A 15,820-nucleotide genomic window follows, 5' to 3' on the forward strand; every position below is an offset into this window, starting at 1 on the left:
CGTTGGTCGGCACTGAGGCTGGCCCAGCCATCCACGCATGGCGTGGATCTACTGCCGAGCGGCTTCTACTGCCCGGCCTGCTTTGGTGGGTGCCGACCGTTGGTCGGCACTGAGGCTGGCCCAGCCATCCACGCATGGCGCGGATCTACTGCCGAGCCTGCCGCCGGGTGCTCTCCTGCACCCGGCGGCGCCGTGTCGGTGGTCCTCACCGCTGATGGCCGCTCCCTGCCTTCGGTGCCGTCCTGGCTGGGGCCGCTGCCGTTCCGTGGCGGCTGGCCCGATGCTGTTCGTTCTTTCGGCCCGGTCGCATCCACGCATGGCGTGGATCTACTGCCGACCTTGGTGGGCAGCAACGTGTGCCGACCAAGGACGGCACCTACCGGCGCTGCGTGCCCTCGTCGCGACTTGCCTGCGGGAACTGGAAGGCACTGTTGGCGTCATAGCCGCTGTTGGCAGTGTTGCCACGCGCCGGCGGATTGATGGCGCTGGTGCCACTGCCGAAGCCGAGGATCTGCACGCTGATCACCGACGGCTGGTTGCGCCGTGCCTCGTCCTGGCTCTTGCGCATCACATCCTGTGCCGCCTGGCTGGCGCTGTTGGCTGCCGCACTGGCCGAGGCCAGCGCATTGACGTTCACCGATGCCAGCACCGGCAGGCCCTTGCTCTCGCCCTGTACCTGGATGTTGGCGGCATTGAGCACCTGCAGCGCCGCCAGGTTGATGTTGCCCGAGACGCGGATACCGGCCTCGCCCGCGTCGATGGTGCCAAGCGGTGCGATCAGGTCGACGTCGCCCGGTCGTACTTCGGCGATGGGGTTCAAGGTCGCGATGCCGGCGCCACTGGCGGGAGCCTGCGGCGACAGGATCACATTGCCCCAGCCGTCATAGACGCGACGCGGTGGCGTGTACAGCAGCGTCGTCTGCGAACCGCGACCGGCATTGATGTCACCCTGCTCCGACCACGCCAGGATGTCGCCGCCGAACGTGGTCATCACCCGCGACAGGCCCAGCAGCACGCTGTCCTGGCTGAACAGGCGGATATCGCCCTGCCCCTGGGTGACAAGGCCGGCGCTGGCAGGTGGCACCACGCCCTGCACACCGATCACGATCTGCCCACCCGGTGCCATCAGCTCGATGTTGCCGCCCGCCTCGGTACGCACGCCGGAGCCACCGTACATCACGATGTCGCCGGTACGGTCGATCGTCGCACCGGCCGCATTCCTGTCCGGCATCAGCGTGGCGATGGCTTCGCGCCCACGCAGGTAGGAGCCGAAGCGGGGCCCTTCTGCATCGGTATATTCCCTTCCACCTTCGCGCAGCTCGGCGTAGTAGACCTGGCGCAGGAAGATGCGCTGCTGTTCCTGCGGCAACGCATCGAACGCAGCCAGCGCCGCGTCGCCATCGGCGGCCATGCCGAAGCGTTGCTGCAGCCACTGCTTCAGCTCTTGGTTGTAGACCTTGACTGCCTTGCCCGGCTGCGATGAAAGCGATTGCGCGGGATCGGCAAGGTTGACTGGGTCCAGATAACGGGCACGCAGGGCCGCGAAGTCGATCTGCTGGTTGCCGGCCGTCAGCGCGATGCTGTTGCCGGGACGGGTGTCGCCCTGCACGATGCCACCGAGGCTGACGATGCTGCCCGCATCCTCCTGGCGCAGCTGGCGGCCGGCACTGATCTCGGTGTTGCCGGGGCCAGCGATGGTCGCGTTCAGATGCACGATGTCGCGGCCTGCCGCCGCCACCGTGATGTCGGTGGGCGCGGTGTTCAACGCGGTCATCGACACCCCGAGGATGTCCCCGCCTGCCCGCAGTTGCACGGCGCCGGCGGCCTCGAACCAGTTCAACTGCGTGCGCTGCCCCGCGTTGGGATTCAGCGTGCGCCGGGCGCCGGTGGCCAGGCCGATAATGTCGCCCTGCACCGCGTAGAAACGGCTCGGCGCCAGGGCCGCAGACACGGAGGACAGCGGAGTATTCGGACCGAACGCAAACAGCGGAAGCGACGCGTCCGGCGATGCAATGTTGCCGTCGACCGACAGGTTGTGCCGCGTGCGGGCCACATTGCCTGCGGAATCCCCCTGCTCGGCCATGAATGCCGGGTCGAAGGGTCCCGGCAGGCGCGCGTCACTGGCCGAGCGCGCGATCTGGGTCGCGCCAGGCTGGGCGAAGATGCCGCCACCGGCCAGGACGTCCAACCGTCCTGTCGCCGAGGGTGCCAGCAGGATCACATCCTGCGTCCCCGGCGTGGTGCTGATCCGGTCCAGCTTGATGTCACCCTGCGCAGCAATCGCGCTGAAGCGCGAAGGATAGAGCCAGTAATTCAGCAGATCATCACCGCCACGCACAACAAGCTGGACCTGCTCGCGCCACAGATTGCTGCCCGTCACGTTTTCCGGCCCGGCGAGGCCTGGCGCGAGGTCACCACCGGCACTGAACAGATCCACGGCCGTGTTGGCGGTCCACAGCGAGAACCACGTACTGCCTGCAGCGCGCGCGCCATCATCCAGCAGCACCGCGCTGTAGTTGGCCAGCGGAACCCGGCCGGCATCGGCGACGCCGCCGAGCACCACATCGCCCCGCGCCTGCAGCTGCGCGACCGCATCGCCCAGCACCAGCACCGGCCCGCCCATCGGGCGAGCGGCGTCGGCGGCGAACAGATCGGCCGCACGCAGCTGGCCCAGCGTCGCGTAGCTTTCCAGGGTGACGCCCATTGCACCGATGCGTCCCGCATCCAGCTGCAGGCTGCCACGCAGATTGCTGAAGGTACCGTTGAGGTCGAGATTCTGTCCCGCCCTGGAGGCATTGAGGCTGGAGAACGTCGCCCGCAGATTCGGATTCAGTGCGCCACCGATACGCAGTTGCAGGTCGCCGCCGCCGGTCAGGTGCAGCTGGCCATCGCTGACCCGGCCGGTCGATCCCACCGCCGCGATGATCGCTCCCGAGCGCGGTGCGATCGTCGAATCCAGCGCGTCACCTATCGCATCGCGCACGCCGGCGTCACGCCCGGCCTCCAGCGTCAGGTTGCCGCCGCCCAATGTGCCGAAACCGGTGAAGCCGACCATCCGCGGAGAGGCGCCAGCAGCAGCGGACACGTTGGTGTAGGCGCCAAAGTTCACCCACCAGCTGGTCGGCACCGGCTCCACGCCGGTGGTGCTGCCGGTTCCCTGCCGCCACAGCCAATTGCCGACCGCGGCACTGGAGTACAGCGCCCAGTCGCGCTCGCTGGTGCCCGACTCTGCGCGCGCGGTCCAGACGTCACCGACGATATCGCGCCCGGCTTCGACGCGCAGGTTGCCACCATGATCGGGATACCAGGCCCGGTAGCCGGCCAACGCAGCATCATAGCTGCCCGGCACCAGGTTCGGCCCCAGCAGTGCGGTGTTCCTGGGGGCTGCTGCACGGGGCGAATTGAAGGCAGCGTCGCGGCCCTCGCCCAGCGTGGTGGGAGTGCCCGCCGTGTACACACCGAAGCCGGACTTCATCACGACATCACCGGCAGCGAGCAGTTCCAGGTCACCCTTGCCGGTGCGCAGCACGCTCCACGCCGGCGTGCCCGCGCGCTTGCCGTAAGTGGTCACTTCGGTCTGCGTGCCGCCGCCGGCGCAGTAGGTGGGCGCGGTGCTGCAGAACTCGTCTTCGGTCATGCCAAACATCGCGGCGAAGTCCTTCGCAGGGGTGCCTACGTAGGACTCGTCGCCCCAGTAATCCAGCGAGCCCTGCGCGGCCACCTGGCGGGGGGCCGGGCCGCAGTAGTCGGCCGACATCGCGCAGAACTCGTCTTCGGTGAAGCCGAACATGTCGGCCAGCTCCGCGATCGGACGGCCTGCATAGGAGGTGTCGCCGATCCAGTCCAGCGATGCCCGCTCAGTCAACGCACGATCACCCACCCAGATGATTTCGGTCTTGACCGTACCGATCGAGCCCTGGTGGGTGTCGGCCAGCACCACGCTGCCTTCACTGCCCCAGCGCCGGCTGCGTGGGTCGGCTGCCCCGGTATCGGCACCGGCAACAACGGTCAGGTCCCAGGAGGTGGTGCCCTCGGCCAGCATCGGCGCCAGCGCCCAGTTGCGCCCCTGGTTGCCGCCGGCATCGGCCGGCCGCAGATTCACCGGCCCGTTGCCGGGCAACTCCACCTTGGTCAACGATGGGATGTACGCGCCCACCTTGAGCTCGACTTCCCGTGCCAGGCGCAACGCAACCGGCAGCGTCGCGCCGGCGGGCCATTCCTGTGCCGCCATCTGTACGGCACTGCGCAGGCGGAAGCCGGCCCCCAGGCGCGCACCGGCCGCCAACACCAGCGGCTCCTGCAGCACGGTGCCCGCCGCCAGCGTCTGCCCGGAGTCGGTGGTCACCGCCGCACCCAGCACCGTGCCCGCTGGCAGGCGCAGGTTCTGCGAGATCACCATCGGCGCGGGCAGCACGGTACCGACCGGAAGCGTTACCGATTCGACCGGCACGTCATAGTTCAGGCGGGTGCCGGCCTGGAACTCGGTGCCGGGCTGCAGCTTCACTCCGTCCACCGGCACCACCAGGCCGCCGCCAAAGGGGGTTTGCCCCGCGCTGCCATTGCGACCCTCATACAGCTGCCAGCCACCCTCATCCGGCGTGGACGGCGGCGGTGCGAACCCATCGTTGATGCTGCCGTAGACGTTGATGTTGCCTTCGGCCCGCAGCACCAGCGAGGCCGATTCGCCGAAGCCACGCCGCGATGGATCGCCGCGGTTGGCTTCGGGCCCGTAGCGGTAGCCGGACAGATCGATGTCGCCGGCAATGGTCAGGTCGCCGTCCGGGTTGGCGTCGCTGCGCCGCGCCAGCACCTGCACGCCGGGACGAAGGCGGACATCGCCCAGCGCCCGCGTGCGCTGCTGCAGATCCGCGTTGTCCAGCGCAGCATCGATCCAGGCCACGCTGTGCGGATCGACCACCTGGTCCAGCCACTGCTGGGTGACCAGCTGCGCGCGGTTGCCGCGCACGTCAGCGGTGGCTGCCAGGGGCGCATCGTCGTAGCGGCGAACACCATTGAGCTGGATGTCGGCCGCGCCATCGATGCGCAGGCCGGTGGCCGCGGCAATCGCCGCGTCGTTGCTGCCCAGCCGCGGCACATCGATCTTCAGCGTGCCGCGCGGGGTGCCATCGTTCTGGCCAGGACGTCCACCGACGGTAACATCGCTGCCCGCACGCAGGTCCAGCTGCGCCGCGCTGCCCAGGCCGACGGCACCTTCGGCGCTGCCCAGCGTGATGGTGGCCCGGTTTGGACTGTCGATGATCTTGCCATGGCTGTCCACGCGCAGGCCGGTACCGTGCGCGTCCAGCGTGCCGTCCACCTGCAACTGATCGCGGGCGTACAGGCGGATGCTGCCGACCTGCTCGCCGCTGGCATCGATGCGGCCGGCCACGGTCAGGCTGCCCGCATCGACGCTGATATCGACCCGGCGCGCCTTCACTTCGTCGCCGATCCGCAGATCGCCCTCACCGATCTGGAAGCTGCGACCGCCGACGACGCCGCCGGCGGTCAATCGCTGGTTGAGGCCGGCGAAGTCCTGCAGCTGGCGTGCCCGCACCACCAGTTCGCCACCGTCGTAGGGCACCAGCGTGCCACCGGCATCGTAGCGACCAGTGGCGGCACCCTGCAGAACACCGGCCAGATCGGCTCGGCCGGCCATTGCGGTGACCGTCAGGCGTCCGCCGCGGTTGTTGCGGGCGGAAACATCGATGCGGGAGGCCGCATCGGCGCGGATGTCACCCGTGTCGCTGGACAGCAGGACATCGCCGCCCCAGCTGAACTTGTCCACGTCGTACAGCGAGACCTTGCGTCCGGCCAGATCCAACGCGGCCCGGCTGCCAAGCGTGATGCCCTGGCGTGCGTTCGCCGACAGCCGTCCGGACGCCAGCGCGATCGTGCTGTCCAGCGTGATCCGGTTGGCGTCGATGCTCAGCTCACTGCCCAGTGCATCGCCACCCGCCTTGCCGGTGCCCCCCTGCAGGCGGAAGTCGCCGCCGGTGCGCACGCGCAGCCGCGCGGCGGGATCGGCCGTCAACAGCGGTGTATCGATACCCAGGCTGCCACCGCTGTACTGCCAGCCCTTGTCGGCCAGACAGTCGCCGCGCTGCTGGAACACGTCCAGCGTGCCCTGCGCGGAGAACGACAGCTGCTCCGAAGCACTCAGGTTCAGCGCACTGAATCCGAGCACCTGCCGGTTCGCAGGTACTTCAGAACTGGGACGGCTTAATGGCGCCCGCCCCAGCTGCAGCTGGCGGGTAAAGATGTCCAGCTGCCCGGCGCCGAGCCGGTCCACCATCGGATCGGCCGGCGGCACCGACGCGTCACTGCCCGGCGCTTGGCTCGCCGCCAATGAGCCGTCCCAGACCAGCGTGTCCACCAGGATGCGCGCCCGGTCAGTCGCAGCACCGTAGCCGCGGATGGCCTGCGCACCAAGCACGAGCGTCTGCAGGCCACTGCGGCCGGTGGCACTGTCGCGCGCGTCCAGGTCGACGCTGCCGAACACGTTGACAGAGTCCCGCGCGACCAGGCTGAGCGTGTCCAGCGCCGGCGCGCCGGTGGCATCATTGCCGCGCAGCAGTTGCTGCAGCACGGACTGGTTCATGGTCATGCCACTGGGCAGCGCCCCTGCCGCAGCGGCCAGGGCGATCGCTTCGGCACTGCCGAGGTTCAGCGCCGCCATGCTCAGGCCGAGCTGACGGGTGCCATAGCTGGCCGAGTCGCGCATCTGCAGCGCGCCATCGGTCGCTACCGCGATGCTGCCATCGGAAACCAGCCGGGTCTGGCCGTCGCACGCCGTCTGGCACCCCCCGATGTCGATCGCCACTGGACCGGCCTCCACCCCGGTGGTGCCGGTGATCAGGTTCAGGCGCTGGTTGGACACCGCCAGCAGGCCGCCGGAGACCTGGTAAGGCACGGTCGCGCTGGCATTCGCGTTGGCGGATGCGAACGACAGTGTATCGAGGGTCGCACCGGCCTCGACCAGCACGCCGCTGCCACCGGAGGCCGCTGCCACCAGCACTTCCGGTGCGTTCAAGGTGACGCCGGAACGGATCGCCACGCTGCGCGCCTGGCCGGTCACCGCCACCTGCGAGGCCTCCTGGTTGAACTGCCCGCCGATCATCATCCGCGCCGGCAGGAAGGCATTGAGCGCGTCGTCGCTGAAGGTGGCACCGCGATCACGCGCCTGCGATTGCGCACCGCCGTCGACGATCTCCAGTGAACCGACCGCCGGGCTGGCCAACGTGGCTGTCAGCGTGCCGCCTCGCCCATTGTCGGTGGCGGCGCCGAACCGCGCGGTGCCGGCGAAGCGGATGGCAGGCGTGTCTGCACGACCTGCGCCTTCGCCCAACGCAAGGGTCAACCCGAGCGCATCGATGGTCTGCCAGCCACGCGACTCGCCGCGGCGGTCGGCCACCGATTGCGCGAAGCTGTTGTAGGAGGTTTCGTTGTAGCCCGAGTGCCGGCGTACTACTGCGGCGGGGGTCAGCAGGATGTCGGTGAGCAACGGCGAGATTGCCGTGCCCAGCGCCGTGCGCTGCTGCCCGGACACACGCCAGGTGCCGGTACCGGTCGCGATGGGTTGCGCGATGCCCGAGGTGCCGGTGGCGCCCAGCTCAACCCGGAATGCACCGGGCTGCAGCGCATAGCTTGCCGGCATCAGCGTGTAGGTGCCTGCTGCCAGGCCGGGCACGCCCGCCGGCACGGTGATCTGCTGGCCCACGGCCGGTGCGGCGAATCCTTCCTCGCCGCTGGGGGCAAATGTCCCGGCGCGTCCCGGCACGATCGCATACACCGGGTTGCCCGACGCACTGAATCCATAGCGCGGATTGGCGTCGGCCAACGCCGTTCGCAGCACGTCGACAGAGCCACCGCGTCCTGACACAAAGGCGGCACCGGTCAACTCACCACCGCCGGACATGTCCAGCAGGGCCCCCGGCGCCACCTCGATCTCATTCGCCTTCAGGGTCACCCCCATCGAGGAGATGCCGGCCGGCGTCAGCGAACCCAGGCTGCGCGTACCGACCCGCCAGTCGACACCATCGACGGTGCCACCATAGGGCAGCGACAAGCCGGCGCCACTGGTCGAGGTGACGCTGCCTGGCAGCAGTTCCACCCGGCTGCCGACGGTTCCGTTCTGGATAAGGCCACCCAGCTGCAGCGTGCCCATCGGCGCCTGTACGTTGCCGCCCTGCTGCACCGTGGCGGCCACCAGGCGAAGCGTACCCAGCGCCGATTCCGGCGCCGGCTTCGTGTCCGCACCGGTGCCGTGGATGCGCAGCACGGCATCCGGATCGGTCCAGTAATCAGCGGTCTGCACGGTCTGCGCCGACGCGCCGGCCACCAGCGTGCCGATCGCGCCTGTGGTGGGGTACAGGCGCGCAGCGGTCACGTCCATCGAACCAGCCGTCATCAACGCGCTGGTGTTGCCACTGCTGGCAATGCCGTTGGTCAGGCGCACGTCACTGCGGCTTTCCAGCGCCACATGCTTGAAACCCGGCAGCCAGGTGACGTCGCGGATGTCGATCAGCTCGGCCTGCACCGCCAGCGCGTGATCTTCCGGCCCGGACGAAGCGACCGCGGCGGTGCCCTGCAGGTTCTCGCCCGGCATCTGGCGCCAGCGTGCCTGCGCCAGGCGAACGTAGGGCGCACTCAGTCGCAGCCCAGACGATAGCCCGGCATCCACGGCCATGCCCAGGCTCGAAGTGCCCTGGCCGTGGATGCGCAGGCTCTGGGCCAGGCGCAGGTCGACGTCGCCGACCGCGCGGATGTCACCGAACACGGACAGGTTGTCGAAACCGCCGGCCTGCAGCTGCTCGACCGACAACGCGGCGTGGCCATATTCCAATGTGGCCGGCAGTGGCTGCGCCGGTGCGCTGTGCTGGCTGAGGCTGATCGCACGCGCTCGCAGTACCTCGTCGCTGGCGCCACGTGCATGGATGCTCCCGCCAAAGGCCAGGCCAAGCGTGCCCCCGCGTGCGCCGGCACCACCGGCGGCCGCGTCCATCCCGCCGTCCAGGTACAGCGCGTTGGCCGAACGCAGCACGATCTGCCCGCCGTCGCTGTCCACGCGCACGCGGCCCTGGCCATCGATGTCCAGTTCGGCCGACGCGCCCCGCGCCTGCAGGCGCGCACCGCGTTCGACCACCACGAAGGCTTCCGGTGGTCGGTTGTCGACGAATGCGGTGGTCTCCCAGTCCAGCGCCCCGCCAATCTCGATGCGCCCACCTGCGCGCACCTGCCCGCGCAGGCGGCCGCTGGAATCGGGCAGCGACATCGCGTCTGCATCGGCATCCAGCAGCGCGCCTTCGGCGAAACGCCAGGTGCGTTCGGTGCGCTGCCCGGCGTACAGCGCGTTCTCCGGGCGCACATCGTCGATCAGGATGCGGCCGCCCTTCGCGCGCAGCGTGCCTTCAACATCGATGTTGCCTGCACCGAGCAGCGAGATCGTCTGCCCTGGATCGACCGCCACCAGTGCATCCTTGCCAACCCGAAGGTCACCGCCCACGCTGTTGCGCTCCGAACGCAGGCTGATGCTCGCACCCGCGCGCTGGCTGACGCGCCCGCTCGACGGATCAGCGCTGTACAGTGGCGCGTCCCACGCTGCCAGTGCGGACGCCCGGTCGGTCGCCATCCGCGCGTCCTGGGTCAGGCGCAGGCCTGGCAGGGCAGCGACCAGCCGCGCGCCATCGGCCACCTCCACACCCTGGTGGCCATTGATGTCGTACTGCGCGAAGCCACTGCCGAACAGGCCGGGGTCCAGTCGCAGCGATGTGCCCGCCAGGTCCGCATCGCCCAGCCGCACCTGGCCACCGGTCCCCAGCGAGAAGGAACCACCCCCCTGTCCTCGACCACTGAACCGGCTTCCGTCGCCCAGTTGCACCCGGCCACTGCCGTCGGTCGTCACCGTACTGCTGTTCGCCTGCAGGCTGACGCTGCCGCCTTTGCCGATATGGGCCTTGCCGCGCAGGTCCAGCGCAGCACCGGCCTCGACGTCAACCGTTGAGTCGGCGCCCACGGCCACGTCATGACTATTGCCCAGGCTCAGGCGGCCGCCATCCGTCCAGGCACCGCTCGCGTCGCGCGGCGTCGCCAGTGACGCATTGCTCCATTCACCGGAGAGATCGATCCGCGTGCCGTCGGCGATGGCGGTGCGCGCGCGGCCATCATGCAGCAGCGCCGTCGGCCGGCCCTGCACATCCAGCAGGTTGCCCGCCGACAGCTGGCCGCCGGCGATGCCGATGTCGCCTGCCAGTTCCACCTCGCTGCCGGTCAGGTTGAGCTGTCCGCCTGCCTGAAGCCGAAGGCTGCCGTCGATGCGGATGCGATCAGCGGTCGCCAGGTCGATCCGTCCCCACTGCTGGGCACTCAGCTCTGCGATATCCAGCCACACGGTGCCACGCCGCACTTCGTTGACCGGGGCCAGCAGCGACCACGCGGCCTTCGTCCGAGCCTTGTCATCCAGGCGCACATCCGAGCCGAACACACCGCTGCGGCCCTGGCCGTCGTAGCGCCCCAGGTACAGCTGCGCATTGCGCGCGACCGCCGTCTGCGCCTGCGCATAACCCTCCAGCGCGGTATCCGGCCTGCGGTTCTGCTGCGCGCCCTGGAAGGTAGCCGTCTCAACCTTTCCATCCAGCACCGCGGTCGGTGCGGAGATGATCAGGCGTCCTGCATCGCGGCCGACCGTGTATCCGTTATCGACACGCTGCGCCGCGAATACAATCGGATCACGGAAGGTCTCGGTGATGCCCCAGCGCTCCTGCTTTACTTCATGGCCGCTGTACAGGCCATCGAAGAGCATCTCCGCCGGCGCGTCATCAAGGCGGTAGACCTGGCCATCGACGCCGCGCACCCAGCTCTGCCGGATCACGCCGCTCTGCACATCCAGGCTGCCACCGGCAAGGTTGATGCGTGAGCCGCCATGCGTGATCACTTCCCTGCCGCCCAGCAGGACGGTGCCTCCCTGCGCGGCCCATTCGCCGATCGAGTGCCCCTGATTGTCAAGGTAGCCGCCCACTTCCAGCAGGCCACCCGCCGCGTACCAGCGCTCACCCGCGTAGCCCCCGGTACCGGCCGGAACGTGGACCAGCCTGCGGCGGTCGACCCAGACCTCGCTGCTGGTCAGCTTGCCGCTGTCGCGGTTGTCCAGGGCATCGCGCAGTTCGTTGCCCTGCACCTTGACCTGGACATTGTTGCTTTCCATCGACACCTGTACGCCCACTGCGCCGGAAACATCCACGCGTGCCGCGTCGTCTACGTAGCTGCGGGCTGCCGCGTCGGCGATGATCTGGCCGCCCGTGGCAACCGTCAGCGAATCCGCACTGAAATGGATGTTGCCACCCGAGACGATCTCCACCCGCGACTGGTCCCGGCGATCATTGTGCTGGGACAGATTGTCGAAGGTTGCCGAGCGCGCGCCGGCGCGGATCGCGTCCTGCTCTGCCGACTCCTTGATGAGGCTGTTGCGCTGCGTATCCAGCACCGTGGCCTTGCCATCGTCCTCGACCAGCACCGCCGTGGTGGCTCCATCGGCAAGCGTGACGCTGCTGCCGGCATCACTGGTCGAAGCCAGAAGATGCACGGTGCCGCGCTGCGCCAGCGTGGTGCTGGCCACGGCCACACCGGCCTGCTCGACGTTGCGCCCGGCCAGGGTCACGTCACCCTCGCGGGCGCGTAGCAGACCGGTGTTGCGCACGCTGCCCGCCGTGCTGCCAGCGACGAAGCGCGGCGCGATTTCATTGCCGCGGGTGGTGGAGCTGGTATTGGTCGCCGTACCCACGCCGCGCCGGATCACGAAACTGTCACCGGCAGCGAGTTGCACCTGGCCCTTGCGCGCCTCGATATGGCCAGCATTCTCCACGCTGTGCCCGGCCAGCAGCACGTAGCCACCGCCGCGCGTCGCGCTGGTCGGCTCATGGGTCGCGATGCGGGCACCCTGCTCCACCATCACCTTGCCAAATGCATCGCTGAGCGCGCTGCTGCTGGCGTCGGGGCTGTACAGGCCGTTGTCACGGAACTGCGCATCGCTGATCCGTGCTGCAGCCGCCAGCAGATTGCGTACATTGACCTGGCTGTTGTTGCCGAACACCACCCCGTTGCGGTTGGCCACGAACACCGTGCCATTGGCCTTCAGCTGGCCCAGGATATGGCTGGGCCGCGCCTGCGGATCATTGACGCGGTTCAGGACTGCCCAGTCAGGGTTCTGCAGGAAGTTCAGCGTGGTGTTGCCGCCGATATTGAACGTCTCCCAGTTCAGGATCGCCTTGTCCGCGGTCTGCTCGACCGTAACCTGCACCCGCCCGTCGCTGCCCTGCGACTGGATCGCGTCGCGCGCATTGAGCCAGCCGCGGGTCAGCGGGTTCTGGTCGACGCTCAGGCCATCCTTACCCAGGCCATCAGCAACGATGAAGCCAGCCTCGCGGCGCGCCTGCCGCGCCTGTTCCTGCAGGCGCTGCTGCAGGGCAATCGCCTGCGCAGCCGTACCGAGGTTGTCGATCGACTGCTGCAGCTTCTGCCGTGCTGCATCCTGCTGCTGGGCCGGCAACTGGAACTGGATCGGCACCCCGTTGGGCATCCGGCCGCTCTGTGCCGCGCTGCCCTGGGCCGCGCCCCGCTCGGCGAACCAGCCCGGGCTGAACGCCTGCTGCGCCTGGCTGACCGGGGCCACCATGCTGCCCAAGGCGACCGCGATGGCCCACGCCATCGGATGATTGCGGCGCATCGGCGCGGCCGGATGAACAGCGGACGGGAGCGGGTGCGACATCGGAACCTCATCAACCTGGTGGGCCGCGGCTGCGGCGACGATCGGGGAGGCACGCGCAACGCATGCCCTGCCACTGATAGACGGTTCACGTGACACGAAGCCGACAGCGAAACACTGCGGCGGCCGCACCGTCGCGGAAATGGCGACGCCGGCCCAGGGGCCGGCGTCGGGTCAAGCAGGATTCAACCCGTGCTGCGGATTACAGCGGACGACCGATGCCGGCGCAGGTGCTGGGATTGTTCAGGCCGGCAGTGCTGCTGGCCAGCACGAAACGGTTGCGGATCGCATCGCGCCAGGCCTTGGTCAGCGGGATGAAGCCGTGGTCGGTGATCGACTTCTCATACGCGACGGTGTAGGTCGCCGGATAGTGGCGGGCCAGGAAGCCGCGCAGGCTGGTGGCGACGCTCGAATCCTTGTAGCACTGGCCGATCACCAGGTTGGTGTAGCCGGCGATCGGATAGCCGGCCGACGGGTTGCCGAACACCGGCACCCAGTTGGCGGGGTCCTCGGCAGCGGTACCGGTCGGCGGAGCGACGGTGTCCAGGGTCGCCTGCACACTCACCTGATCCGGCGAGAAGCCCTTGACCTTGGCGACCTTGGTCGCGTCGGTCACGCTCGGGATCACGTCCGGGCCAACGTAACCGATACGGCCTTCAGCAGCGTAGACAGCGTTGTACAGCGAGGTGCCACCGGTGGCCGGCGCGGCCACCAGGAACGCCGGCAGGTTGCCGTTGGCATCGCGCTTGTACAGGTCGGCGAAGGTCGACTTGATGGCGAACTTGCCACCCACCAGGTTCGAGGTACCAGCGTTCTCAGCCGCACAGGCCGCAGTCAGGAAGCGGCTGAACATTTCGCTGGTGCCGCTGCTTTCCGGGCGGTACACCACCTGGATCGGGCCGCTGCGGTTGGCATCGATGGTCGACCAGTCGCTGATCGCACCCGAGAACACGCCGCAGATCTGCGCCACGCTCAGGTCCACCGCCGAACCGGCCTTGTTGAACGGAATGGTGACCGACGTGGCCACCGACGGCACCTGGATCAGCGCGCCGTAGCGGTTGGCGTTGGTCGGCTGGTTGAAGTTGGTGGTGTAGGTGCTCAGCTCGGTGCTGCTCAGCACCGAATCGCTGCCGGCGAAGTGCACGGTGCCGGTGGTCGAGAACAGCAGCGAGTTGTTTTCCAGGAAGGCCTTCTTGCCGGTGCCCGAACCGGTCACGGCGTAGGTGAAGTTCGCTGGCAGGATGCTGTCGGACGAACCCTTGTAGAGGTCGGCCGGCAGCGAAGCGCCGCCGCCGGTAACGGTCTGCGCGGAGGCGGCGCCAACGGTAGCGAGCAGCGCGGTGGCAACCAGCGCGGCCAGGGTCTTGTACTTGATCATGATCTTCTCCTGAAGGGTTTACTGCGAAGGGAAACGCCAAGGGAGGAACGGTCACTACACGCCTGCTGCCGCCGAGGGCCTCCCAGCCCACTCTGCGGCGACGTGTCCATGCTGGTCCGCGCCGATGACACGCCGCTTAAGAAACCTGTGGAAGATCGAAAAAAGGTGTGGAGGATTGTGTGGAGAATCGACCCATGCCACATTCCGACGACGCCGCCCGATCAACTGAATTGAATCGACTGAATTGAATCGACTGAATTGAATCGACTGAATTGAATCGACTGAATTGAATCGACTGAATTGAATCGACTGAATTGAATCGACTGAATTGAATCGACCTGATGGGATCGACCCGATGGGATCGGCTGGGTAGAGTCGACTGTTAGTCGACTGCTTTTCGCACGCGGAAACGATCTGAATGCACTCGATCTCCGCGCTGGTCGACTAACAGTCGACTCTACCTGTGATGCGCGTTGCGCATCACTGCACCAACTGGTTCATTTCCATGATCGGCATCAGCACCGCCAACACGATCGTCAGCACCACGCCGCCCATCACCAGGATCATGGTCGGCTCCAGCAACGCAGTCAGTGCCATCGCGCGACGCTCGATCTCGCGCGAGATGGTCTGCGCGGCGCGATCCAGCAGCGGCGCCAGCGAACCGGTCTTCTCGCCACTGGCCACCAGATGCACCAGGATCGGCGGATACACCTTCTGTACCTTCAACGCAGCACCCAGCGCGGCACCTTCGCGCACGCGCGCGGACACATCGTCGGCACAGCGCGCCAGCAGCGCATTGCCCAGGGTCTGCCGCGCCGCCTCCAGTGCACGCAGCAGCGGCACGCCGGCATCCAGCAGGATCGCCAGTGTCGAGGCGAAGCGCGCACTGTTCACACCCAGCACGAATCGCCCGACCATCGGCACCCGCATGAGCATCGCGTCCCAGCGCAGGCGCAGCTCGGGCCTGCGCTGGGCCAACCGCCAGGCCACCACCAGCGCAGCGATGCCGAGCCCTGCCCACACGCCCCAGCTGCGCACGAACGCGCTGGCGCCCAGCATCATCTGCGTGAGCATCGGCAGCGTCTGCCGCGCCTGCACGAACGCGGTCACCACCTGCGGCACCACGTAGCTGAGCAGGAAGATCACGATCGCCACCGATACCAGGCTGATCGCCGCTGGGTAGATGAAGGCGGTCAGTACCTTGGCCTGCAGCGCGTTGCGTTCTTCGATGTAGTCGGCCAGGCGCTCCATCACCCGTGCCAGATCGCCGGAGTCTTCGCCTGCTCCCACCAGCGCCCGATAGATCGGCGGAAAATCGCGTGGCCGCGCTGCCAGCGCCACGGTCAAGCGCTGACCGGCACGCACGTCGGCACGTACTGCGGTGAGCGCCTGGGCCACGTGCGGGCGTTCTGCCTGCTCGATCACCGCACTCAATGCGCCTTCCAGCGGCAGGCTGGCCGCCAACAGGCTGGCCAGCTGGCGCGTAGCCCAGGCCAGCTCGCTGGCTGACAACCGGCGAGCGCCCCAGCCACCGCCGGCACTGCGCGCGGCGCTTACCTGCACAGGGGTCAGCCCGCGCCCGCGCAGCAGCTGGCGAGCACCGCGCGGGCTGTCGGCATCCAACTGGCCCTTCTCGATGCGGCCCTGCGCGTTGGCAGCCTGGTAGTCGAACAGTGCCATGCAGG

3 protein-coding genes are annotated in these 15,820 nt (G+C 68.3%); all 3 read right to left on the reverse strand.

What is annotated here, in order from left to right:
• Positions 1 to 376: 376 nt before the first annotated feature.
• On the reverse strand, positions 377 to 12,760 hold the full coding sequence (locus tag AC5P5S_RS11005; RefSeq protein ID WP_231336839.1) for a filamentous hemagglutinin family protein: 12,384 nt from the start codon (positions 12,758 to 12,760) through the stop codon (positions 377 to 379).
• 199 nt (positions 12,761 to 12,959) lie between these two features.
• Positions 12,960 to 14,135 (reverse strand): substrate-binding domain-containing protein, encoded by a 1,176-nt coding sequence (locus AC5P5S_RS11010; protein ID WP_005409883.1) that lies wholly within the window; start codon positions 14,133 to 14,135, stop codon positions 12,960 to 12,962.
• A gap of 480 nt (positions 14,136 to 14,615) precedes the next feature.
• A complete protein-coding gene (gspF, locus tag AC5P5S_RS11015) occupies positions 14,616 to 15,815 on the reverse strand; it encodes a type II secretion system inner membrane protein GspF (RefSeq protein ID WP_062606522.1) in 1,200 nt (399 codons plus the stop codon).
• Positions 15,816 to 15,820: the final 5 nt, after the last annotated feature.

Source organism: Stenotrophomonas sp. YJH_SMC_54 (assembly GCF_059368435.1).

What these genes read in the sequence shown, in the direction of transcription:
- AC5P5S_RS11010 (WP_005409883.1), bottom strand. Translation starts at nt 14,135, where the DNA reads ATGATCAAGTACAAGACCCTGGCCGCGCTGGTTGCCACCGCGCTGCTC.
- gspF (WP_062606522.1), bottom strand. Translation starts at nt 15,815, where the DNA reads ATGGCACTGTTCGACTACCAGGCTGCCAACGCGCAGGGCCGCATCGAG.
- AC5P5S_RS11005 (WP_231336839.1), bottom strand. Translation starts at nt 12,760, where the DNA reads ATGTCGCACCCGCTCCCGTCCGCTGTTCATCCGGCCGCGCCGATGCGC.